The sequence below is a fragment of the Phormidesmis sp. 146-20 genome (assembly GCF_052939475.1).
Genome location: NZ_JBJPHT010000002.1, coordinates 232507 through 254068 on the forward strand (window position 1 = coordinate 232507; position 21562 = coordinate 254068).

The window sequence follows — 21562 nt, forward strand, 5'->3', positions numbered from 1 at the left end:
TGCATCGCAAATTTCAACATGTCTACCATCGAGGTCAAACACCTGAGCAAGGTTTATCCGGTCTCAGTTAAAGAATCTGGACTCAAAGGCACTTTCAATCACTTTTTTAAGCGCAACTATCGATTGATCAAAGCAGTTCAGGATGTCTCGTTTCAGATCGAAGCTGGCGAAATGGTCGGATTTTTGGGAGCCAACGGAGCCGGAAAAACCACGACGCTGAAAATGTTAACGGGATTGATTCACCCTTCAGAAGGTCACGTCAACGTTGCGGGACACACACCGTTTGAGCGACGATCGCCCTTTCTCAAAAAAGTTACCCTGGTCATGGGGCAAAAGCAGCAATTGATCTGGGATCTACCTGCAATGGATTCACTTAAGATCAATGCGGCGGTTTATGGGATTCGCGATCGCGACTTTGATCATCGGGTGAGCGAACTTTCAGAAATGCTGTCGCTAGAAGGCAAACTTACGCAGCCTGTTCGCAAACTGTCTCTTGGCGAACGCATGAAAGCCGAACTGTTGGCCGCCTTACTGCACCAGCCCGAAGTTCTGTTTCTGGATGAGCCAACCCTGGGATTAGATGTGAATGCTCAAGTCGCGGTTCGAGAGTTTTTGCGAGACTATAACCAACGCTATCAAGCCACCGTTTTGCTGACCAGTCACTATATGGCAGACATTACTGCATTGTGTCAGCGAGTTTTGATGATTCATCAAGGACAATTAATCTACGACGGCAGTCTTGAAGGGTTAGTCGATCGCTTTGCGCCCTGTCGAGAAGTCAGTGTCGAATTTGCGCGGCCTTACTCAAAAGATCAGCTTTCTATCTATGCAGATCTGCAAGCATTTGACAAACAATCGGCCCGTTTTTTAGTCCGACAAGAACATCTCACAACTGTAGTAGGAAAGCTTTTGGCTGATCTGGAAGTGGTTGATCTAACAGTGACTGATCCGCCGATCGAAGAAGTCATCGGTCAGGTTTTTCAAGCCGGAACCGCACAATTATCATGAATGAGAAAATACAACCAATCTTGGTGCAGTTGCGCTGTCAACTTAATGAAATGTATGGCGATCGCTTGATTCGAGTCGTTCTTTATGGTTCTCAAGCGAGAGGTGATGCACTACCTGATTCAGATATTGATGTGTTAGTTGTTCTGAGAGAACCTGTTAATTTTGCGTTAGAAATTGAGCGCACGAGCCATCTAGTGACCTCTCTTTGTTTGAAACACAATGTTCTACTTTCCTGTACTTTTGTTGGAAGCGATCGTTTTGATCAAACTCAAGGTGGCTTCCTCCGAAACGTTCGCCAAGAAGGCATCACAGTATGACTTCCGAACAGCAAGCTTTGCTGCAAAAAGCGGTGAGAAGTTTAGAAGCTGCAAAAGTTCTTAATCGGGAAGGTTTGCCAGAGTTTGCAGTGACTCGTGCCTATTACACGATGTTTTATATTGTTGAAGCATTTCTAGAAGGAGACAACTTATCTTTTTCTAAACACTCTGCGGTAATTTCAGCATTTGGTCAACGCTTGCAAATACTGGAAGAGTTCCTGTTGAGTTTCACCGCTATCTCATTACAGCCGAACAAATTCGTCGTCAAGGTGATTATGATACAACCCCAGAACTGACCGAAGTACAAACAGCAGAACAAATCCTTCGGGCAGAACAGTTTTTAGAGTTAGCAGCGCAAATGCTAGAAAGTTAATTTACAAGCTCAGTTTACAACTATGAAACGATTATTTAGAGTCATCAAAACCATGCTGCTGGTCTACTACGACTACATGGTGGAATATCGAGCAGAATTGATTTTGTGGGTGTTGTCTGGCTCATTGCCAATCATACTCATGGGCGTGTGGATACAAGCAGCCCAACAGACAAATTTTGGCTTGTCACCGACTGATTTTGCGCGTTATTTTTTGGCGGTTTTTTTGGTCAGACAGTTAACGATCGTCTGGGTAATCTGGGAATTTGAACGAGAAGTGATTGAAGGAAAATTGTCGTTTCGCTTGATGCAGCCGATCGATCCCGCTTTCTATCATGTGATTTCCCACATTTCAGAAAAGTTTGCGCGGGTGCCATTCGCAATTCTGTTGATCGGACTATTCTTCTGGCTGTATCCCACAGCATTTTGGATGCCTAGCTTGACTAACTTCTTGTGGTTCCTATTAGCAACAGGGCTAGCGTTTGCGCTGCAATTTGTCATGCAGTATACGATCGCCATGCTTTCCTTTTGGACAGAACGAGCCAGTGCATTACAAGAATTCTGGTTTTTGTTCTATCTATTTCTCTCTGGTGTGGTGGCTCCATTAGAGGTGTTTCCACCCGAAATTAGAACGATCGCGCTCTTTACGCCGTTCCCCTATTTGATCAATTTTCCCGCTAGTATCCTCGTCGGATTGCCCACTAATTTGCTGCAAGGATTTCTCGTCATGTTGGCCTGGGGACTGGGATTTTTCGCCCTCAATCGCTGGCTGTGGCGCAAAGGCTTGAAGCAGTATTCGGGAATGGGAGCGTAGGGAGGGATGAGGAATGAGGGATGAGGGATGAGGGATGGAGTCGCGTTTTTAGTCTTCGGTCTTCGGTCTTTTGTTTTCGGTCTTCTGTACGACATGCGAGAGGGATGAAAAATGAAAAGATATTTTAGGTTGTTGAGATTGTTTTGGAGTACGGCGATCGCCGCTGAGTTAGAGTATCGGGCCAACTTTGCGATCGCTTCCCTCACTAGCTTGGGTGGGTTGGCAGGTAGTTTGTTTGGGCTGTTTTTGTTTTATCGGACGGGCTACACATTTCAGGGGTGGCGATGGGAAGAAGCGCTGATTGTGCTGGGAATCTTCACCATGCTAGAAGGCTTTTCGGGGACGTTTTTGGCTCCTAACTTAAATCGCATCGTCAAGCATGTACAACAGGGCACTTTGGATTTTGTCCTGCTCAAACCCGTTAGCTCACAGTTTTGGTTATCGGCTCATACGATTTCACCCTGGGGATTGCCCGATCTGATTTTTGGAGCGATCGTCGTTTTCTACGCAGGTAATCAATTAGGGGTGAGTCTTTCTGCTTACTTAACGAGTCTGATACCATTGGCGTTCGGGTTAACGATTTTATACAGTTTGTGGTTTATGTTGGGTGCAACGAGCATTTGGTTTGTCAAAATTTATAATGTGACAGAAGTGCTGCGAGGATTACTAGAAGCGGGACGGTTTCCAATGGCGGCCTATCCCGTTGCCTATCGATTTTTCTTTACCTTTCTAGTTCCTGTAGCGTTCTTGACCACACTTCCCGCCGAAGCCATGTTAGGAAGAGTCCAAATCGGCTGGACGATCGCCGCCGCCCTTTTAGCCACTGCCTTATTCATCGCCGCCTCATTCTTCTGGCGCTTTGCTCTCCGCTTCTACACCAGCGCCTCCAGCTAACCCCTCACGCCTCCTCGCGCAGCGGATTACCGCCCAAGGGGGAACAGATCATCGAAGTTCTCCCTCATCCCTCCAAAATGTCACCGTCGCCCATCATCGGAATCACCACCCATAGCCGCAACGAAGCCGGAGAACTGTGCCTACCCGGAACTTATGTCGATGCGGTGCAACTGGCAGGCGGATCGCCCATTTTGTTGCCGCCCAATCAGCCTGACCAGATTCTCAACATCTTGGATGGACTGATTTTTACAGGGGGCGGTGATATCAATCCTGCTCTCTATGGCGGCGAGGCGCATCCGACGATTTATGCCGTCGATCCCGATCGCGATGAATTTGAGTTAGCGCTGGCAAAAGTCGCCCTGACCACCCAGATCCCAATTTTGGGAATTTGTCGCGGAATGCAGGTGCTAAATGTGGCAACGGGTGGCGATCTGGTGCCCCATGTACCCGACGCTTATGGAGACGCAATCGCGCATCGGCTTGATCATCCTCGTCGCCCCACTCAGCATGATGTACAAGTTTTTCCAGATAGTCGGCTGGCTCAGATTTTAGAAACCAAAGCTTTGACGATCGTCACCTGGCATCATCAAGCCGTTCGCACCTTTTCAGCCGATTGGCGACTGGCAGCCCAAGCGTCTGATGGACTCGTCGAAGCCTTGGAGCATCAGCATCATCCCTGGGCGATCGGACTCCAGTGGCATCCCGAAATGTCAGCCCAAGACCCCGCCCATTTGAAGCTGTTTCAGGCATTGGTCAAAGCAGCCAGAAGTTAGATTTTTGGGAAGGCTAGCCCTGATCCCAATATTCTGATATTCTGACAGGCTGCATCGGATCAATGAAAAGATTTTCAACGATTGGTCACACGATCGTCATTTCTGAGCGTTAAATTGAACCATTCAGCCCCCGCTTTTCTATGATCGAAGTCGAACATCTCAGCAAACTCTACGGATCAACGCCTGCGATCGCCGATGTCACGTTCTCAGTGGAGCCAGGAGAAATTTTGGGCTTTTTGGGCCCCAATGGAGCCGGAAAAACGACGACGATGAGAATTTTGTCGGGCTATCTTCCGGCGACTCAAGGAACGGCCAAAGTTGCGGGATTTGAGGTTCATGAAGACTCGATGGCTGTGCGGCAGCGGATTGGATATTTGCCCGAAACGCCGCCCCTGTACCCGGATATGACGGTCGAAGGCTATCTAAACTTTGTGGCGCAGATCAAAGGAGTCAACGCGGGCGATCGCCCCACTCGCATCCAGTCGGCTCTCGAACGATGCACTCTGCTCGAAAAGCGCAAGACGATCATTCGCAAGCTGTCTAAGGGATTTCGGCAACGGGTCGGCATTGCTCAAGCGATCGTGCATGATCCCCCAGTGATTATTTTGGACGAACCGACCGTCGGACTCGATCCCCGACAGATTATTGAAGTTCGCAATCTGATCAAAAATTTGGCAGGCGATCACACGGTCATTTTATCGACCCACATTTTGCCCGAAGTCAGTATGACCTGTAGCCGAGTGGCTATCATTAATCGAGGTCAGGTCGTCGCCACCAATACGCCTGAGAATTTGATGGCGCAACTGATGGGGCGATCGGGCTATGAGCTAGAGGTCGAGGGCGACTGGGCGGACGTGCAGCGCTGTCTACAATCGGTGGTTGGAGTCAAGTCTGTGGAAACGATCGGGACGTTAAGCACCCGTCTCAAAGTCAAAGTGGTGTCTGATTCAGAAACAGAATTGGGGCGAGATTTGGCGGCGGCCCTGGTCGGTCATCATCTCGGACTCTATGAAATGCGGCGAGTGCAAGCCAGTTTAGAAACCGTATTTTTGCAGCTAACGACTGAGGAGAAGCCTTTAGATCAGCCTGAAACTGATCCGTTAGACTCTGGGGACGAAGTATGAATACGATCGCCTACAATTTTTTGGCCATCTATCGCCGTGAGTTGCAGAGCTATTTTGCGTCTCCGCTGGCTTATGCGATCGCTGCCATTTTTTGGCTATTGGCTGGCATTCTATTCACCGCGACGCTAGACGGCATTATTCAACAAACGGCCGCCTATGATTTGCAGGCTCAGTCAGGGTTTCAGCTTCCGGCTGTGGATGCGCCTTATGAATTCATTCGAGCATTCCTCGGTCTGATGGGGTCGCTGTCGCTGTTTGTGTTGCCGCTGTTGTCAATGGGATTGTACGCCGAAGAACGTAAGCGTGGCACGTTAGAATTATTGGCCACTTCACCCATTACAAATTGGGCCGTTGCAGTTGGTAAATTGTTGGGCGTGTTGACGTTCTTTATTACGATGTCGCTGCCGTTGCTATTGTATGAAGCGATCGCACTCAGTAGTGTCAATCCTCCCGTTCAATTTAGTGTGTTGCTGTTGGGTCATGCTGGCTTGATCTTATTAGCTGCCGCAGTGCTGTCATTGGGAATGTTTATTTCTTCGCTTACAGATAGTACAATTCTCGCGGCGATATTCACGTTTGCGTTGGTGTTGTCGCTCTGGATTGTTGATGTCGCGGCTAAAAGTTTGGGTGGCGCTTTTGGGGATGCGCTATTGCATTTGTCATTATTGAAGCATCACACCAATTTGATCCAGGGCATTGTCGATACGAGTAGTTTAGTCTTGTTTGCCAGCTACACTTTATTGGGCGTTTTTCTGACTGCACAGTCGATCGATGCCCTACGATTTCAGCGTTCCTGACTTTTAAGAAGCCCCTTTTATGAAAACCATCAAGCGCCTCAAGCCTCTCAAATACTTGTTTTGGCTCGGTCTGTTTCTCACCGTGATGGGCATTTCTGCGGGAATCGTCTCAGGCACCTGGGGCGCGACTTCGTTGGGACTGGTGATTGGGGGAGTCGCGATCGTGGGGCTGTGGCTGATTTTTTTGGGACGACTGGAAGACTCGTTTCAGCCAAAATTTTGGAGCCGTCGATCGACCCAATCTGGCACAAACGCGCTGGTGGGGTCGATCGCCATTCTCTTGATTTTGGGGCTGACCAATTTTCTCGCAGTGCGCCACTCCACCCGCATCGACCTGACCGAATCAAAACTCTTCACCCTCGCCCCCGAAACACAGCAGGTTCTAAAGGATCTCAAACAGGGCATCAAAGTCTATGTGTTTGACAATCAGCAAAATCCTCAAGACCGCGATCTGTTAGAAAACTATCAGCGCAAAAATCCTCAATTTAGTTTTGCTTACGTTGATCCAGAAGCCAACCCCGGATTAGCCGAAACCTTTGGCATCAAAAATTCGGGCGAAAACCGCGATGTGTATCTGGAGCTTCAGCCCACCCAACGCAGACAATTTCTGCAAAACGTCAATTCTCAACTTCGTCTCTCAGAGAGCAAGCTGACGAGCGGCATTGTGCAAATTACCAGCGATCGCCGCTCCAAGGTTTACTTTATCCAGGGACATGGAGAACGATCGCTCACCGGAGAAGGCGGCATTTCTCAAGGGGTGAAGGCGCTCGAAGACAAGAACTTTTTTAGCACTCCGCTCAATCTGGCTCAGGCGGGTAAAGTGCCTGCGGATGCAACCGTTGTGGTGATGGCTGGCCCGACTCGTGCCTTGTTAGATGCCGAAGTAAGCGCGATCGAAACTTACCTCAATCAAGGCGGCAATCTGCTGGTCATGGTCGATCCTAAAAACAAATCTGGATTGGAAAGTTTGCTCAATCAGTGGGGCGTAAAGCTGGACGATCGCATTGCTATCAATGGCTCCGATCGCCAGGTCAAAGGCTGGGGCGTGACGGGCATGGTCGTCGATCAGTATGGCACTCACCCGATCACTCAAGATTTTCGCAACGGCATTTCACTCTATCCCCTGGCGCGTCCTTTAGAAATCACAACCGTCTCTGGGGTACAAGCCACTCCCTTACTGTTAACCGACCCCAAAAGCTGGGCAGAAAGTGACCTCAAAGAACAACCCCCCAAATTGAATGGTGGCGATCGACCCGGCCCGCTTGCTCTGGGAGCCGCCTTTACTCGATCGGTGTCCTCAACTACTTCGGGCGCTCAGGCTCGGCTCGTCGTTTTTGGCAACTCCAGCTTTGTCAACGACAGCCTGTTTGGACAACAACTCAATGGTGATGTCTTTCTCAACTCGGTGCGCTGGCTCAGTCAACAAGATGAGCAACCTTTATCGATTCGTCCCAAAGATGTCAAAAACCGCCGCATTGTCTTGACGATCGAGCAGGCAAACGTGTTGGGATTCATCGCTTTGGCAGCCGTTCCATTACTGGGATTGGGGAGTGCTGGTTTTATTTGGTGGCGACGGCGGTAGGGGTGTGACCCTGTGACAGAATCTACCAGGAAAGGGGTAACTTAAGGAGGGTTATTGGGTGAGCCGATTGGAAGATGCTAGTGTATCCTCCCGCCACCGATACTAACCCCTACAGTTAACGTTGCCTTTTGTTGCGGGTGGTCAGTTATGTCAGCAGAGTTTCAAGAACTAGAAGCCTTGGCACAAGAAGACTTTGACTGGGGACAATCCACTTTCCCTGCCCAAATTGAGCAGTTCCGAGATGCTACGCTCGAAGAAGTGGTGGATTTGCTAGATGAAGCGGTCGAAGTCCATCGCCGTCTAGCGCCTACCTTGCCGATTCATTTATTACAAAGTGCCCGTCAAGAAGTTGAGTTTCTGACCACGGTCTGCCGTCAAAGATTTGGCTATCCGCTGTCCGTCCTTTCTCAATACAGCAGATCTTAGGATTATAGATTCAATCAATCCAGTGAATGCAGTTCGCTTCGCAAGTGTCTTCGGCGGTGAGAACTTGACTTCACGGGTTAAAATGCCCTCCTAGTCAGTGAAGGCAGACTTTGTTTTGATAGGCGCGGTTTGAACGACCAGCCAAAATTACGGGTGATTAAATCATCGAGCTTGAGAATTTTAGAAGCGTTTAAAATCTGTAAACTACATAACGCTGCGCTCGATCGTCGGATTTACCCTGGAAAATAGACCCACAGACGTTCTATTTGCGATCGCGTCTGCCTATTATCTATGCCACTGATCAATCGAGTCTCTCAACCCGAAACCGAAACCCGCACCCGCATTCTCAAATCAGCGTTAAAGTTGTTTGCCAAACATGGCTATGACGGCACCACCACTCGCGATTTGGCCGAACACGCAGGCGTGGCTGAAGGAACGCTGTTTCGGCACTTTAGCAACAAAAAAGCGATTTTGATCGAGGTGGCAACGCAGGGATGGATTGACATTCTCACTGACTTGCTGACCGAGTTGAGCGAGATGGGCAGCTACAAAGCGGTGGCTCAAGTGATGCGGCGACGAATGCTCAACCTGCACAAGAATGCTGACATGCTCAAGGTTTGCTTTATGGAGGCGCAGTTTCATCCCGATTTGCGCGATCGCATTCAGATTGAGGTGATCGAGAAAATGACCGATGTTGCCGAAGCGTTTTTTCAGACCGCGATGGATCAAGGCATTTACCGTCCAATGAATCCAAAATTAGTTGCACGAGTGTTTTTGGGCATGTTTGCGGTCGCCGGATTTAGCCAAGACACGATCATGGGCCCCGATAGCTCTCCGGCTGAAATGCAAGAAATGGCAGAAGGGTTGGCTGAGATCTTTTTGAATGGCGTTCTTGTGAAAGGGTGAGGAGTAAGGGGTGACCGATCGCTTGATTCCTCTTGACCCAGTATAAATTCGACAGAATGCTCCCCTAAATCTTTCGCTAATAAGGGACTTTGAACCAGAAATCTTGTCTTATAGTCCCCCAGAATTGGCAGCTTGGGGGGCAGAAGCTCTCCACATCGAAGCGAAAGAACTGCATCAAATTGATGTCAATTTAAACCTCCGCATTCCCCATGTGCCAACTGCTCGGATTGACATCCTCACCGGGCTAAAGCCACGGCGATTCCAAGAATCACTTCTTAGATCTTTCTGCTTCCTAGCACCCGCCTCCCCTCTCAAGGAGTTTTGGTCTTACAGTCGCTCCACAGACTATCCCCGCCAGCCCAGCGGTTCTGATGGGTCGATACTCACAAGGAAATATCTAGGTGTTTTGTTGACTCCAGGGTTGTCTCCATTGCCCTCTCCTCTTTTCCTGGTCTACCGATTTTTCTTCCCCGTTGCAATGGCTTGCAAACTTTGGTGTTAGGGTTTATGTCTCCATCGTCGCGGGTGGGTCAGTGACCAGTTCTAGTGTATCGGTTAGTGCTTCGGCTTGCAAAGCTGTCGTAGAACGACGGGGTTTCCACCCACATTTTTCGATGAACTGCAACGTGCCGACTGACATCTGCTTTTCGTTTGAGGGATTTTGTGCGCGGGGCGGCAAGACTGATGAACACCGAGACGGCTGGGGAATTGCCTTCTTTGAAGGGGCGGGCTGTCGAGTATTTTTGGATGTGAATCCGTCGATCGACTCCCCGATCGCTCAATTCATTCGTCGCTATCCGATTCACTCTAAACATGTGATCGCTCACATTCGCAAAGCGACCTTTGGCGGATTGGCCCTCGAAAACTGTCATCCCTTTCAACGCGAACTTTGGGGACGCTATTGGGCGTTTGCTCACAATGGAGACTTACTCAATTTTTATCCTGAGAATGCTGGATACTACCGTCCCGTCGGTCAGACCGATAGCGAACGGGCGTTTTGCCTGATTTTGGAAACGTTGCGGCAAACATTTCCTGATGGCAAACCAGACTTAAATCAGCTACGGCACATTTTACAAGAGATTACGAACACGATCGCCACCCACGGTACTTTCAATTATCTACTGTCGGATGGAGAGCATTTTTTTGCCCACTGTTCCACAAAGCTTTGCTACATCGTGCGTCAGGCTCCTTTTGCGGCGGCGCATTTGATCGATGAAGATGTCACCGTCGATTTTCAGGAATTGACTCAGATCAGCGATCGCGTTGCGGTCATTGCCACTACTCCTCTCACCGATAACGAAATTTGGACGACGATCGCACCCGGTGAACTGCTCGTCTTTCGAGATGGCTGTCCAGAAAGCGTCAATTTTTGAGCTTCAGAAGCCAGTCTGAGGATAATTCCCACATTCCCGACCGACAAACAGGAATTCTTCTTGCTTTTTCTCAGATTCATCGGTAGGATTTATGATCAGTATCAAATACGGTTACTTGACCAGCAAGCCGTAGATTTCAGGAGCGCGCGCAATGAAGAACTGGCGGTTTAAATTCAATTCGTTGAAAAGCATTATTTCGTGGTTTGTGGTGGGTGTGACGCTGAGTTTTGCGATCGCCGCTTGTGGAAGCAACACGGCTTCGACTTCGACCAGCCCAGGCGGGGGAGCTAGTCCGGTTTCTGACCAAAAGAAAGACATCGAATTGACGCTGGTGGCTTATGCGGTTCCCAAGGCGGCCCATGATGCGATTATTCCTAGGTTTGTTGAGCAGTGGAAAAAAGAAAAAGGTCAGACCGTTATTTTTAGACAAAGCTATGGCGGATCGGGGTCACAAACACGAGCGATCGTCGATGGATTAGAAGCTGATATCACTCACCTGGCACTGGCCGCCGACACCCTAAAGCTGGTGAAAGCGGGACTTGTCAACCCAGACTGGAATACAAAAGTTCCCAATGATGGCATCGTCGCCAAGTCGGTAGCGGCAATCATTACTCGCGAAGGCAATCCCAAAAATATCAAAACCTTCAACGATTTAACGCGAGATGACGTGAAGTGGGTAACCGCAAATCCCAAAACTTCGGGGGGAGCGCGCTGGAACTTTTTGGCTCTGTGGAATGCGGCAATCAAGTCAGGGAGCGACGAAGCTAAGGCAACTGAATTTGTCACCAAAGCCTTCAAAAATGTAGCGGTCTTAGCCAAAGATGCCCGCGAATCAACCGACGCTTTTGCCAAACAGGGACAGGGCGATGCGTTGATCAACTACGAAAATGAAGTAATTTTGGCTCAATCGAAGGGCGAAAAACTGGAATACGTGGTGCCAGAGGTGAACATCTCGATCGACACTCCCCTCGCCGTTGTGGATAAAAATGTAGACAAACATGGCACACGAGAAGTCGCCGAAGCCTTTGCCAAATTTATGTTTACTCCCGAATCGCAGGCGGAGTTTGTCAAGCTAGGATTCAGACCAACGGATGAAGCCTCAGCCAAGCAAAAAGAAAACGCAGACAAGTTTCCCCCTGTGAAGACGTTGGCGACGATCAAAGACTACGGCGGCTGGGATCAAGTCCAGACAAAATTCTTTGAGGACGGTGCAGTGTTTGACAAGATCGAAGCGGGCAAGTAGGAGGGATGAGGGTTGCAATTCTACTGCGATCGCTCCTTGCCACTCATCCACTCTCCCTCTCAATCTTCTCCTATTAAGACATTGAAGGTTAGGAGACAATTAGGAGACAAAAAACCGAACAACGAAGCAAAAAGTCCCAAGTCCCCGCTCATCCCTCATCCCTCATTCCCAGTTCTCATGACGACCACTGCTCCTCAAATCAATACCTCTCCTCGGAAATCGATCGTTCAGCGACTTTCTCAAGTGCCCTGGACTTGGCGAGTGATGTTGGGCTACTTGTCGGTGATGTTGTTTTTGCCGATCGCCGCCATGTTTCTCAAGGCGGCCACTGAGTCTCCTGCTGAGTTTTGGCGAATTGCGACCAGTCCGATCGCGCTGTCTACCTATGATGTTACCTTCACCACTTCGCTGATTGCGGCTCTAATCAATGGCGTATTTGGGACTTTGCTGGCGTGGGTTTTGGTGCGCTATGACTTTCCGCTAAAACGGATCATTGATGCGTCGGTTGATTTACCGTTTGCGTTGCCGACTTCGGTCGCGGGTTTGACGCTGGCAACGATCTATAGTCAAAATGGCTGGGTTGGCTCTCTAGTCGCGCCCTTTGGCATCAAGATCGCCTTTACTCGTCTGGGAGTGGGGGTGGCAATGCTCTTTATCTCGCTGCCCTTTGTCGTGCGGACAGTACAGCCTGTCTTGACAGAAATGGAAAAAGACATTGAGGAAGCAGCTTGGTGTCTGGGAGCCTCACAGCTACAAACTTTTTTGCGCGTTGTGTTGCCGCCGTTGTTGCCGTCTATTCTCACGGGTGTAGCGTTGGGATTCTCTCGTGCAGTCGGTGAGTATGGATCAACTGTAATCATTGCTTCTAACACACCATTCAGAGATCTGATCGCGCCTGTGTTAATTTTTCAGCGACTTGAGCAGTATGACTACTCGGGAGCCACTGTCATTGGAGTGGTCTTACTGATGATCTCGCTGGTGATGTTGTTGGCAATCAATCTTTTGCAAGCTTGGGGTAAGCGATATGGCTAGTGTAGATTCTTCTCTCAGTCCCGCTCGATCGAAGGTGTCTGCTTCAGCTAAGAAAAAAAGCTGGGTGCCGACGATTTTGATTGGGGTGGCGATCGTTTATCTTGCTCTAGTGATTTACATCCCCGCGCTGAATGTGTTCGTTCAAGCCTTTAGTAAGGGCGTGGGGCCGTTTTTTGCAAATCTGGCTCGTCCTGATTTTCAGGTGGCGATTCGATTGACGGTGATGTTGGCGTTGATTGCGGTGCCGTTGAATCTGGTGTTTGGGCTGTGTGCGGCCTGGGCGATCGCGCGTCGGCGGTTTCGGGGTCGGGCCTTTCTTTTGAGCGTGATTGATCTGCCGTTTTCGATTTCGCCTGTCGTGGCTGGTCTGATGATTGTGCTGCTCTATGGGCGCAACGGCTGGTTTGGTGGCTGGCTACAAGCCAATGATTTCAAAATTGTCTTTGCCTTTCCGGGAATGCTTTTGGCTTCGATGTTTGTGAGTATGCCGTTTGTGGCGCGAGAAGTGATTCCTGTTTTAGAAGAAGTGGGGGCTGATCAAGAAGAAGCCGCGCAAACGTTGGGTGCGAATCAGTGGCAGACCTTTTGGCGGGTGACGTTGCCAAGTATTCGCTGGGGCTTGCTGTATGGGTTGATTCTCACTAATGCTCGTGCGATGGGGGAGTTTGGGGCTGTTTCAGTCGTGTCGGGCAACATTGCGGGCAAAACCCAGAGTTTACCGCTGTATGTAGAAGATGCCTATAAACAATATGAAACTCAGGCGGCTTATTCTGCGGCGGTTTTGCTGGCTTTTTTGGCGGTGGTAACGCTGGTGTTAAAGGAGATTGTAGAACGTAAAACTCGCATTAAGGATCAATAGTCATGGGTACGAAAATCGACGATCGCTTAACCGAAAAACAGATCAGAATCCGCATCCCAAAAGAGTATCATCGTGAACCTGTAATCTCTCGATTGGTCTCTGACTACGGTTTGACCGTGAATATCAAAGGTGCAATTTTGGGCGCAAATGCAGTCGGCGACGGCTGGTTTGATCTCGAACTTCAAGGAACTAATCGCCACATCGAAAGTGCGTTGACTTATTTGAATGAACTGGATCTAGAAATCTGGAATAGCAGCGATGCAGACGGTTGGTAATTTTAGAATCAAGCTCCTAGATTTGTCACCTCCTCATTCAGGAGGGGGTTTTTTAATGTGGATTCAGTGAGAGAGTTTGCTTCCTTGTTCAGAGGCTCCTGCGTCCAATAACGAAGCAAAAAACTTGATCGCTTCGAGTGACCCGCAAGGGGTTAAATTCACGTCTAGTTAAAAAGATCTCATTCTTAATTCCTTTTGCTCAGTGCGACAGCGTTGGTAGTTTTTTTGATTTGCCATACGCTGACCTGTTTAAATAGATGTGTAAAATTACCCAACTTTGTAATCAGACTACTGAAATAGATTCCTTCATTTATTCCTTCATTTATATTGACGGCGATCGTCATTCCCACTATTTCAGTTTCTGATCATTCTGTTCTGATCATTCTGTAATGTTGACTTATACTAACTCTGGTTTGATTGGTGCAAGCGTCGCAGTCCTCACAAGCTACTGGACAAAGAATTTGTTATGGACGATCGTACTGGAAATGCTGGCGTTTTTTAGCTGGTGTAAGTAGCTTATAGAAGATCTCAATCCAGTGAAGAAGATCTCGGAAACCAATTCCTCACTGGACTGAGAGCCGTTGTAAGCAGGTAGATCAGAACGTTATTTACCCAACCAGTCGCTAAGGAGAAGTGGTTGGACTAGCAGTGGGCGAAGCGCCAGCACCAGGAGTCGTTTCGGGCGATGCCGTGGGCGCGATCGTCGGGCTTGTCGTCGGAGAAACCGTAGGACTCACAACAGGCGGCTCAGTGACCGCAGGAGAAGTCGTCGTGCCCCCCGTACCATCCGTTCCGCTGGGCCCACAAGCGCCTAATAGCAGGGTTAATCCTAGGGCTGATGTGAGAATGATATATTTGCGATTCATGACTCCTCTCCGGTAAAGTGCAACATGAAAATTTATGAAATAGGGAGGTGTAAAAACCCATCTCAAACGTGCACCATCCTCAGTGATTGACACTCAATTAGCATCTACCTATGGGGATAGTCATTAAACGCTTAGGAAGATAAATACAACGCACACGATATAGAAGATTCTACCCTGGATGGCGAGCCGTCAGAATACAAGTTTGTAGATCAGCATTGGTTTTGATTGCTTGAGCGTGAATATGAGTTGGACTAGCTCGATACCCTACAGTTTGTAACGCTTGAATCAGATACGATCGCTTGGGAATATCCAGTTTTCCGCGTCTTCCAATCTCGCCCAACGTGTAGAAATAGGGCGGCAATTCGGCTTCGTCGGCCATCAGTTTGAGAAGATGGGATTGCTCGATCCAATTCCAGGAAGTGGCAAGTTCTTCAAGCTGCTGAAGTTTTTGTGAATGCTGTAAGGCACCTAACCACAGTGGCCCGGTGAGGGTGAGAGTGTGGCGATCGTAAGGACAATTCACCCGTCCCAAATCGCGCCAAAAGACCGTTTGATAGTCTCCGCAGTGATGACAGTATCCCAAAAAACCGTAGTTCTGACTGTTGAGTAACGGCTGAGAAATTAAGCGCACCATTAATCGATAGGTTTCTCCCACAAACAGAGAGAAAATTGGCTCAATGCCAAATCCTTTGGTCGCAGCAACTTGTTGTAAACTGCCGAATAAAATTCTCAAACCTTGCTCATGAATGGCAGGATGAGAACGTGAATAGGAGCCATAAAGTGCCAGACAACTTTCGGGTTCGTGTCCGGTGACGGTGCGGCCGTCTGTGCTAGTTAAATAGAGAAGTCCGCCAATTTTTGTAGCATCGAGACAGACGCTTAAATAAGAAGCAGGAGATCCAAATCCATCAACATCCACTAAGTCGTAAAAGTCCTGGCGATCGTAACAGTTGAAAAAGATCTTTTTAGCATCCAAACAAGTAATTTGAGCCTGATTTTTAGCAAGGATGGGTTCTAAATTTTGGTGTAAAACAGCGCTGATTTCTGGATTGCCGTCGTTTGTCCAGATCCAATCCGCCTGACTTTCGAGCCAATAGCGAAGCGATCGTACACCTGACCCTGCCATCGCATCCAACACGCGCAACTGACCTGTTTCTTGCTTGTAAATTGCTGCCGCCAAAACGCCCAAGTCTCGCGCAACTTGACCCGACGATCGATAAAAGCTGTTGCCTATTTGAAATCTCGCTTTTCCCTCCGTTTGCCAGTCCATGAGTGTTTTGTTCACGACCTTAGAATTTTACAGACTTCTTTCACGAGACAGAGGGGAATTTTTTCGCCGTCTTCTAAGATTCCCGGAGATGTCGCGGATGTCATGAGTATGAAGGCCCTGTTTCCCTTTCGATCAGCGATCGTCACGATCGTGCTTCTCATTGCGGTGGGAGTGTTGGGCTATACGATCGAGCTTTCTTTTCCTGTCAGGGCACCCAAATTAGAAAATACTTACACGCCCACGATTCAAAAAACGCCGCAGGAAGTTGGCTCGTTTGATGTGTTGGGCAGCGTGGTTTCTAAACGGGAAGCGACTAAACTACTTGAGACAGCCGAAGGACGAGCCAGCCTTGCGCCCGAAAATGGAGCAGTCGAAATTACTCAAGATCTGATCGATTTGGGACGGGATGCGTTTTATCGAGAGACGTTTGGCAATGAGTATTTTTTTACAGATGTGTTGGGCGTGATTGATGGCAAGTTGAATTTGATTTCAATTGGCAAAGCGATCGCCGCTCTCGGCGGCAAACATACGACGAATTTGCAAGTTCCGTTAGATGAAGATGTGACGATCGGAAATCGCCTTTTTAGAGCGGGAAGCGTGGTGAATACAGGGTTAGACGTTCCCGCAGGGTCGCTAATTCCGTTGGGAATGCAAACCTTTAAGCAAGGTGCAAAAATTCGGGTTGGCATCACCTGTGCAGCCTGTCACGCAGCCGTAGACAAAGACACCGGACGCATTCTAGAAGGTGCCCCCAACAACGATTTGGACACGGGACTGTTGCAAGCGTTTGCGACTAATTCGGCGGCAATGTTTCGGCAAACGGGCGTAAATCCGACGAAGATCCCGCTGGGCGATCGTACTTACATTAATGCCGCTGGACAAACCGCAAACTTACCCGACGCAAAAGCCGTAGAAGACGCGGTAGACGCTCAGTTAGTCGGGTGGGCCCCCGGAAATTTTGACTCGACGGGCGACAATCACAACAACCCTTCTCAAAATCCGTCTTCTTATACCTTTGAGAGCTATCCCTATGGCTGGAGCGGGTTTTCATCAGTCGGCTGGTTCCACGGATTATCGACGCTGAATAACAACGTTCACGCCACCAATTCTGATCCGACAACGGGATCATATGCCAGTCAACCAATTTTGGGCATCGACAAAGAAACGTATTTAGGCATCATGTTGCAGAATGCCGCCGATCGTCGCTTTCGATTGCCCAATGGCGCAAAACCTTCAGAATTCTTGGTCAAAGGTGACCCGACTCCGGGTAATCCCGCGATGAATGAAGTGATTAAAATGCCGGGTTATCCGAGAGGTTCAATTTTTATCGTCGATGGCTTGATGGCAAATTCTCCAGGCTATCCGGTGGGTCAACAAATCAACGCCATGTCCGCCTATCAAAATACCTTAGCGCCCCCGCCGACTGAGATGCGCGATCGAACGGCCCTACAACGAGGGGCGGCTGTTTTTGAGAAAGCAAATTGCGCTCAATGTCACAGCGGTCGTTATTTCACCAATCATTCAGTCATCGCGGCCAGCGAAATCAAGTCTCAACCCTCTCGCGCCGCCGCTCTCAAACAGTTTCCCAAAACCTTTATTTCACCAGAAACTTATCCGCCCAATACACCTGTCCCGGTTCCGCCCGATCCGCCTGTGTTAGCGGTGCCGATCGACATTACTCCACAAAGCGATCGTGATTTATCCTACGCAGTGGGCAATGAGGGCGGTTATAAAGTACCTAATTTAATTGGACTTTCGGTAACGGCTCCTTACTTACATGATGGAGGAGTGGCTGCAAGTCAAGATGCGATCTCTTTGAGTAACCCGCAAGGGGTCGAGTTGTCGAGTGATCAATTCATCGTCTCTAACCCCGATCACATGGGCATAGCAGGAACCTCAATGCAGGGGATCTTACCCGATCCGGCGGCGAGTTTGCGGGTGTTAGTCGATCGCACGCTTCGGCAAGTAGCAGTGAATGCCAATCGCAAAAATCGTGACCTACAAATCGACGAAATTGACGGCAGCGGACACGAATACTGGATTGATCCGCAAGCAGGTTTTACAACGCAGGAGCAAACAGATCTGATTCAATTTTTACTGTCGATCGATGATGATCCTGCAATACTTCCGAAATCAGTATCAACAACAGAATAATTGAGAAACGATCATTGGATTGTAATACTGCTGCTGCAAGTAGCAATTACTGAAAACTTCACATCACAGGAGGCCCAAATGGCACTGTCACAAGCATTCCTAAAGTGGGGACAAGCCACTCGACAAAGCGCACGCCAGGAAGGACAGGACAGCGATCGCTCATTCGTCTCCTTTTAGAACAGCGAATTGAACCGCTTTCTCAAGCCCAGAGCGATCGCATTTCCTCCCTAAATTTGGATCAACTTCAGAGGTTAGCGATCGCCCTTCTCAATTTCTCAAATGTGAGTGATGTAGAAACCTGGCTCAGTGATAATCAAGCCGATTAAGCCTTTCTACCTAGAAGCACATAGAGAAAAACCTCTAAACTTCTTAGTAGACCTGTAACTTCCTCAAAAGCCTCTTGTCTGGTTACAGGTGCCAGCGTCGCCGGATCGACCGGCCTAATTTGTAGCCACCGCTCTATCAGGGCCTCGATCGTCTGTACGCCTTCCCAGAGCGGTAACAAACAGGCTGCTTGACTGCCTTCCAAAATGATGGGCGTGATCGAGGAAGTCGGAATATATTTTGAAATCTCAAAGGGGTGGTGCTGCTTGAGTGACTCCAACAAATCGGCTTTGATGCGATCGCTGCTCAAAACTGGATGCAACTGAATCTCGGCATTTTGCCAATCAGACGCTTCCCACTCAGAAACAGGCAGCATCAAAGTTGGCTCAGTGGGATGAGTACACCAAAAATCTAAAAGCCGATGCACGGGATGAAACAATTCAAACAATCGCAACTGTTGGGGTAGAGGAACTTCTGAAAAACTTAACTGCCAAAAAACAGGCAGATCGTCTGGCTCCCTAAACAACTCCATCAAATCCCACTGTCGCCAATTGACCATGCTGAGAAACTCTAAATCAGTGGTTTCCAAAGCGGCAAACATATCGAGAATGGTATAGCCTTTGTCTCCTTGAAGTAGACAATTTAATAAAGTCTCTTCTTTGAGATTGTTTCCTTTTAATAAATCGCCTTCCCAGACTCTTTTCCTGAGTTCGACACTGGGCTTTAGCGCCTTCAAGGTTTCGATCGCAATTTCAATCTCTGAATCTCCCGGCTTAGAATCCATCAAGCCCAATAACTTGAAGACCTTTTGAGCGCGATAAAACCCATATCTTTGAGTCGAGCTATGCAAGTTGCCGCGAATGATTCCTTCCGGCTTTAAAACAGATTTCATTGCTCGCAGAGCCACTTCTGGATCAGGCAAAAGATAGAGAACTTCATCACAGTTAATGTAGTCAAACTCTAACCCTAATGTTGGTAGATCTTCGATCTTCAACACATGAAACTCGGCTTGATCAAATCCATGAAATTGCAGCCGTTGTTTGGCTAAACGAATAGATTCTTCGGATAAGTCAATGCCAACAATTTTTGCGCCTGGATTAGCTTCTGCCAAGATTAGAGAGGCAAAACCAGTCCCACAGCCTGCGTCTAGAATGACTTTTCCTTTTGTGTCGATCGCTGCTTGATGTTTGAGATAGTAAGGCGTGACCAAACTATGGACAAATAGAGAACTGTAATCCTCTTTAGAAGATTGTTCAAGTGGGTTTCTAGGATAGGGAGCGTTATCAAACTGGTGACGGATCTTCTCTAATAATTCGGGTGTTTGTTTGTTCATCTCGATTGCCTCAAAAACTGCTAGTGGGTAGTGGGTCAAGCGTGCCAAAAATCTCTATTTCGATCGCGCTAACAAAACAAATAGACAGCCTTCTAGACCCGTCAGAAGTTGCTTAACTTGCTCAGAGGCTTCCTGCTTGGTCACAGGCTCAAATGCTGCATTCAACGGTTTAAACTTGAGCCAATATTCCACTAATGTTGTAAACGGCTGCTCCTTTTTCCACAGGGGTAATAGACAAGCGATCGCACCAGAATCCATCATAAATCTCGTCTTTGTGGCTTTAGGGACATAGCGAGTGATTTCAAACGGCTGCTGCTGGGAAACGGCCTCCACTAGCTGTTCTTTGATGTGCGAAGTTTTTAGAACAGGATGGAGATGAACGGTTGTCGTTTGCCAATCTAGATCAGTCCACTCAGAAAGAGGCAGCTTAGGATGTGACGTATTAATATGACCACACAAAAAGTCTAGTAGTCGATGCTCAGGTTGAATCAGTTCAATGATTTCTAAGCGCTGCCCGATCGACAACTCCGGCAGTTTGTTTTTCCAAAAGTCAGGCAATTTGTCTGGATCTTGGAAGAGAGACAAGATATCCCACTGTTGCCAGTTTGCCATGTTGATAAACTCTAGATCGGCTCCCTTGATAGCGCTGAACATGTCAGAAATGGTATAGCCGCGATCGCCCAACAAAAGATAATTGACCAGAACTCTCTGTTTAGCTTCTGAAGAGTTTTGTGCATACAATTCAGGCTTGTAAACCATTGTCTTTAAGTTGACTTGATCTTTGAGAGCCTGCATGGTTTCTATTGCAATTTCAACCTCCATATCATCTGGCGTTCCATCCATCAAGCCCATGATCCCAAACGCTTCTTGAGCGCGAAAGAAGCCAAACCTTTGAATCAGACTGTGTAAATTAGCGCGAATAATTCCATTGGGCTTGAGGACAGATCTCATGACTTCTAAACCTGCTTTCATGTCAGGCAGAAGGTAGAGAACTTCATCACAATTAATATAGTCAAACTTTAATCCTAGCTGTGGCAGATCATAGATAGAAAGTGCATGAAATGCTGCGTCATCAAATCCATAAAACCGTAAGCGTTTGTGAGCCAGATCTACAGATTCTTCGGACAGATCAATTCCTACAATTTTTGCGCCTGGGTTTGCTTCTGCCAAAATTAAGGACTTATAGCCGCTCCCACATCCTGCATCTAAAATAACTTTATCCGTTGTGTCAACGACGCTTTGATCTCTCAAGTAATAAGCCGTAACCAAACTGTGAAAGAAAAGCGATTGGTAGTTTTGCTTGGGTGATTCCTCCAGGGGCGTATTGGGATAAGGAACGTTGTTGTACTGCTGACGGATTTTTTCTAGTAGTTCGATGTCCTGATCCTTCATCTGGCTGTCTCCTGTGGGGCTTCAAAAAGCATAATACTTGTGGATTGATCGACTGGGGGCGAGTTTATACGGACGATCGCTCCTCTAAAATTCAAGTCCACATTAGAGTACCCACAGAACTTACTGAGATAAAGCAGCCTGCCGACCAATTTTCAGGGAGGTTACAGCAGCCTTGCTCTAGCTAAATTACTGGTTGAACCCATAAAAGAGGCATGAAGTCTGCCCTCATATGCGCGAAACCACGGAGCTTTTAAGCCTGATATTACTCAGGTGCCCCTTGAGCAATTGCCCCAAAGTTTTAAACAAAATGCTCAAGAAGTATCACAAAATATAAGAAAGCATCATTTGTTTCAGTTCATTGTCAGTCGCTAGTTTCTCTATTCCTTGACCAGGGCGAGAGCAGTTGAATGATGCTATACTATCCGTAGTC

Annotated in this window: 24 protein-coding genes and 1 pseudogene; 20 read left to right on the plus strand and 5 right to left on the minus strand. The window is 48.2% G+C overall.

The window, feature by feature from the left end:
- Positions 1-18 precede the first annotated feature (18 nt).
- From ACKFKH_RS03205 to ACKFKH_RS03260, 12 genes are all read left to right on the plus strand, one after another.
- Positions 19-1008, plus strand: coding sequence for an ABC transporter ATP-binding protein (locus tag ACKFKH_RS03205; RefSeq protein ID WP_446856786.1), 990 nt, complete (start codon positions 19-21; stop codon positions 1006-1008).
- The gene (locus ACKFKH_RS03210) at positions 1005-1325 is read left to right on the plus strand and encodes a nucleotidyltransferase domain-containing protein (protein WP_446856787.1); all 321 of its coding nucleotides are present in this window, start codon (positions 1005-1007) and stop codon (positions 1323-1325) included. Before ACKFKH_RS03205 ends, ACKFKH_RS03210 begins: the two co-directional genes overlap by 4 nt.
- The gene (locus tag ACKFKH_RS03215; protein ID WP_446856788.1) at positions 1322-1621 is read left to right on the plus strand and encodes a HEPN domain-containing protein; all 300 of its coding nucleotides are present in this window, start codon (positions 1322-1324) and stop codon (positions 1619-1621) included. The genes ACKFKH_RS03210 and ACKFKH_RS03215 overlap by 4 nt, the downstream gene beginning before the upstream one ends.
- 99 nt (positions 1622-1720) lie before the next feature.
- On the plus strand, positions 1721-2509 hold the full coding sequence (locus ACKFKH_RS03220) for an ABC transporter permease (RefSeq protein WP_446856789.1): 789 nt from the start codon (positions 1721-1723) through the stop codon (positions 2507-2509).
- Between the two features lie 111 nt (positions 2510-2620).
- Positions 2621-3403: an ABC transporter permease gene (locus ACKFKH_RS03225; RefSeq protein ID WP_446856790.1), complete on the plus strand. Its 783-nt coding sequence runs from the start codon at positions 2621-2623 to the stop codon at positions 3401-3403.
- Positions 3404-3480: 77 nt separating this feature from the next.
- Positions 3481-4176 carry a gamma-glutamyl-gamma-aminobutyrate hydrolase family protein gene (locus ACKFKH_RS03230; RefSeq protein WP_446856791.1) on the plus strand — a complete coding sequence of 232 codons (696 nt, stop codon included), beginning with the start codon at positions 3481-3483 and terminating at the stop codon, positions 4174-4176.
- 140 nt (positions 4177-4316) lie between these two features.
- Positions 4317-5300, plus strand: a complete 984-nt coding sequence (locus ACKFKH_RS03235; RefSeq protein ID WP_446856792.1) for an ABC transporter ATP-binding protein — start codon at positions 4317-4319, stop codon at positions 5298-5300.
- On the plus strand, positions 5297-6097 hold the full coding sequence (locus ACKFKH_RS03240) for an ABC transporter permease (protein ID WP_446856793.1): 801 nt from the start codon (positions 5297-5299) through the stop codon (positions 6095-6097). Before ACKFKH_RS03235 ends, ACKFKH_RS03240 begins: the two co-directional genes overlap by 4 nt.
- A 19-nt stretch (positions 6098-6116) precedes the next feature.
- On the plus strand, positions 6117-7679 hold the full coding sequence (locus ACKFKH_RS03245) for a GldG family protein (RefSeq protein ID WP_446856794.1): 1563 nt from the start codon (positions 6117-6119) through the stop codon (positions 7677-7679).
- 147 nt (positions 7680-7826) lie between these two features.
- Positions 7827-8105 (plus strand): hypothetical protein, encoded by a 279-nt coding sequence (locus ACKFKH_RS03250; protein WP_446856795.1) that lies wholly within the window; start codon positions 7827-7829, stop codon positions 8103-8105.
- 291 nt (positions 8106-8396) lie between these two features.
- A complete protein-coding gene (locus ACKFKH_RS03255) occupies positions 8397-9011 on the plus strand; it encodes a TetR/AcrR family transcriptional regulator (RefSeq protein ID WP_446856796.1) in 615 nt (204 codons plus the stop codon).
- Positions 9012-9114: 103 nt separating this feature from the next.
- Positions 9115-9513: a hypothetical protein gene (locus ACKFKH_RS03260; protein WP_446856797.1), complete on the plus strand. Its 399-nt coding sequence runs from the start codon at positions 9115-9117 to the stop codon at positions 9511-9513.
- 3 nt (positions 9514-9516) lie between these two features.
- Here ACKFKH_RS03260 and ACKFKH_RS03265 read toward each other — a convergent pair whose 3' ends face one another.
- On the minus strand, positions 9517-9651 hold the full coding sequence (locus tag ACKFKH_RS03265; protein WP_446856798.1) for a hypothetical protein: 135 nt from the start codon (positions 9649-9651) through the stop codon (positions 9517-9519).
- On the opposite strand from ACKFKH_RS03265, the gene ACKFKH_RS03270 reads away from it, so the two are divergent.
- The 6 genes and pseudogenes from ACKFKH_RS03270 to ACKFKH_RS03295 all read left to right on the plus strand — a co-directional run.
- Positions 9638-10384 carry a class II glutamine amidotransferase gene (locus tag ACKFKH_RS03270; RefSeq protein ID WP_446856799.1) on the plus strand — a complete coding sequence of 249 codons (747 nt, stop codon included), beginning with the start codon at positions 9638-9640 and terminating at the stop codon, positions 10382-10384. The genes ACKFKH_RS03265 and ACKFKH_RS03270 overlap by 14 nt on opposite strands.
- A gap of 151 nt (positions 10385-10535) precedes the next feature.
- On the plus strand, positions 10536-11627 hold the full coding sequence (locus tag ACKFKH_RS03275) for a sulfate ABC transporter substrate-binding protein (RefSeq protein ID WP_446856800.1): 1092 nt from the start codon (positions 10536-10538) through the stop codon (positions 11625-11627).
- A gap of 177 nt (positions 11628-11804) precedes the next feature.
- A complete protein-coding gene (cysT, locus tag ACKFKH_RS03280) occupies positions 11805-12659 on the plus strand; it encodes a sulfate ABC transporter permease subunit CysT (protein WP_446856801.1) in 855 nt (284 codons plus the stop codon).
- A complete protein-coding gene (gene cysW / locus ACKFKH_RS03285; RefSeq protein WP_446856802.1) occupies positions 12652-13518 on the plus strand; it encodes a sulfate ABC transporter permease subunit CysW in 867 nt (288 codons plus the stop codon). Before cysT ends, cysW begins: the two co-directional genes overlap by 8 nt.
- A gap of 2 nt (positions 13519-13520) precedes the next feature.
- Complete coding sequence (locus tag ACKFKH_RS03290; protein ID WP_446856803.1) at positions 13521-13793, plus strand: NIL domain-containing protein; 273 nt, start codon at positions 13521-13523, stop codon at positions 13791-13793.
- Positions 13794-14179: 386 nt separating this feature from the next.
- Positions 14180-14308, plus strand: a pseudogene (locus ACKFKH_RS03295) (hypothetical protein); the annotation flags it as partial.
- A 108-nt stretch (positions 14309-14416) separates the two neighbouring features.
- On the opposite strand, the gene ACKFKH_RS03300 reads toward ACKFKH_RS03295, so the two are convergent.
- Together ACKFKH_RS03300 and ACKFKH_RS03305 are read right to left on the minus strand one after the other, a co-directional pair.
- Positions 14417-14659: a hypothetical protein gene (locus ACKFKH_RS03300; protein WP_446856804.1), complete on the minus strand. Its 243-nt coding sequence runs from the start codon at positions 14657-14659 to the stop codon at positions 14417-14419.
- Between the two features lie 169 nt (positions 14660-14828).
- Positions 14829-15944 (minus strand): tRNA (guanine-N1)-methyltransferase, encoded by a 1116-nt coding sequence (locus ACKFKH_RS03305; RefSeq protein ID WP_446856805.1) that lies wholly within the window; start codon positions 15942-15944, stop codon positions 14829-14831.
- An 87-nt stretch (positions 15945-16031) separates the two neighbouring features.
- On the opposite strand from ACKFKH_RS03305, the gene ACKFKH_RS03310 reads away from it, so the two are divergent.
- Together ACKFKH_RS03310 and ACKFKH_RS03315 are read left to right on the plus strand one after the other, a co-directional pair.
- On the plus strand, positions 16032-18083 hold the full coding sequence (locus ACKFKH_RS03310; RefSeq protein WP_446856806.1) for a hypothetical protein: 2052 nt from the start codon (positions 16032-16034) through the stop codon (positions 18081-18083).
- A 104-nt stretch (positions 18084-18187) separates the two neighbouring features.
- On the plus strand, positions 18188-18409 hold the full coding sequence (locus ACKFKH_RS03315) for a DUF4351 domain-containing protein (protein ID WP_446856807.1): 222 nt from the start codon (positions 18188-18190) through the stop codon (positions 18407-18409).
- Here ACKFKH_RS03315 and ACKFKH_RS03320 read toward each other — a convergent pair.
- Positions 18406-19740, minus strand: coding sequence for a class I SAM-dependent methyltransferase (locus ACKFKH_RS03320; protein WP_446856808.1), 1335 nt, complete (start codon positions 19738-19740; stop codon positions 18406-18408). The genes ACKFKH_RS03315 and ACKFKH_RS03320 overlap by 4 nt on opposite strands.
- A gap of 54 nt (positions 19741-19794) precedes the next feature.
- Positions 19795-21132, minus strand: coding sequence for a class I SAM-dependent methyltransferase (locus tag ACKFKH_RS03325; protein WP_446856809.1), 1338 nt, complete (start codon positions 21130-21132; stop codon positions 19795-19797).
- Positions 21133-21562: the final 430 nt, after the last annotated feature.

Coding starts and splice junctions, on each gene's coding strand:
- ACKFKH_RS03225 (WP_446856790.1), top strand. CDS start 2,621: ATGAAAAGATATTTTAGGTTGTTGAGATTGTTTTGGAGTACGGCGATC.
- ACKFKH_RS03205 (WP_446856786.1), top strand. CDS start 19: ATGTCTACCATCGAGGTCAAACACCTGAGCAAGGTTTATCCGGTCTCA.
- cysT (WP_446856801.1), top strand. CDS start 11,805: ATGACGACCACTGCTCCTCAAATCAATACCTCTCCTCGGAAATCGATC.
- ACKFKH_RS03250 (WP_446856795.1), top strand. CDS start 7,827: ATGTCAGCAGAGTTTCAAGAACTAGAAGCCTTGGCACAAGAAGACTTT.
- ACKFKH_RS03290 (WP_446856803.1), top strand. CDS start 13,521: ATGGGTACGAAAATCGACGATCGCTTAACCGAAAAACAGATCAGAATC.
- ACKFKH_RS03215 (WP_446856788.1), top strand. CDS start 1,322: ATGACTTCCGAACAGCAAGCTTTGCTGCAAAAAGCGGTGAGAAGTTTA.
- ACKFKH_RS03230 (WP_446856791.1), top strand. CDS start 3,481: ATGTCACCGTCGCCCATCATCGGAATCACCACCCATAGCCGCAACGAA.
- ACKFKH_RS03310 (WP_446856806.1), top strand. CDS start 16,032: ATGAGTATGAAGGCCCTGTTTCCCTTTCGATCAGCGATCGTCACGATC.
- ACKFKH_RS03265 (WP_446856798.1), bottom strand. CDS start 9,651: ATGTCAGTCGGCACGTTGCAGTTCATCGAAAAATGTGGGTGGAAACCC.
- ACKFKH_RS03245 (WP_446856794.1), top strand. CDS start 6,117: ATGAAAACCATCAAGCGCCTCAAGCCTCTCAAATACTTGTTTTGGCTC.
- ACKFKH_RS03235 (WP_446856792.1), top strand. CDS start 4,317: ATGATCGAAGTCGAACATCTCAGCAAACTCTACGGATCAACGCCTGCG.
- ACKFKH_RS03275 (WP_446856800.1), top strand. CDS start 10,536: ATGAAGAACTGGCGGTTTAAATTCAATTCGTTGAAAAGCATTATTTCG.
- ACKFKH_RS03210 (WP_446856787.1), top strand. CDS start 1,005: ATGAATGAGAAAATACAACCAATCTTGGTGCAGTTGCGCTGTCAACTT.
- ACKFKH_RS03240 (WP_446856793.1), top strand. CDS start 5,297: ATGAATACGATCGCCTACAATTTTTTGGCCATCTATCGCCGTGAGTTG.
- ACKFKH_RS03300 (WP_446856804.1), bottom strand. CDS start 14,659: ATGAATCGCAAATATATCATTCTCACATCAGCCCTAGGATTAACCCTG.
- ACKFKH_RS03325 (WP_446856809.1), bottom strand. CDS start 21,132: ATGAAGGATCAGGACATCGAACTACTAGAAAAAATCCGTCAGCAGTAC.
- ACKFKH_RS03320 (WP_446856808.1), bottom strand. CDS start 19,740: ATGAACAAACAAACACCCGAATTATTAGAGAAGATCCGTCACCAGTTT.
- ACKFKH_RS03220 (WP_446856789.1), top strand. CDS start 1,721: ATGAAACGATTATTTAGAGTCATCAAAACCATGCTGCTGGTCTACTAC.
- ACKFKH_RS03255 (WP_446856796.1), top strand. CDS start 8,397: ATGCCACTGATCAATCGAGTCTCTCAACCCGAAACCGAAACCCGCACC.
- cysW (WP_446856802.1), top strand. CDS start 12,652: ATGGCTAGTGTAGATTCTTCTCTCAGTCCCGCTCGATCGAAGGTGTCT.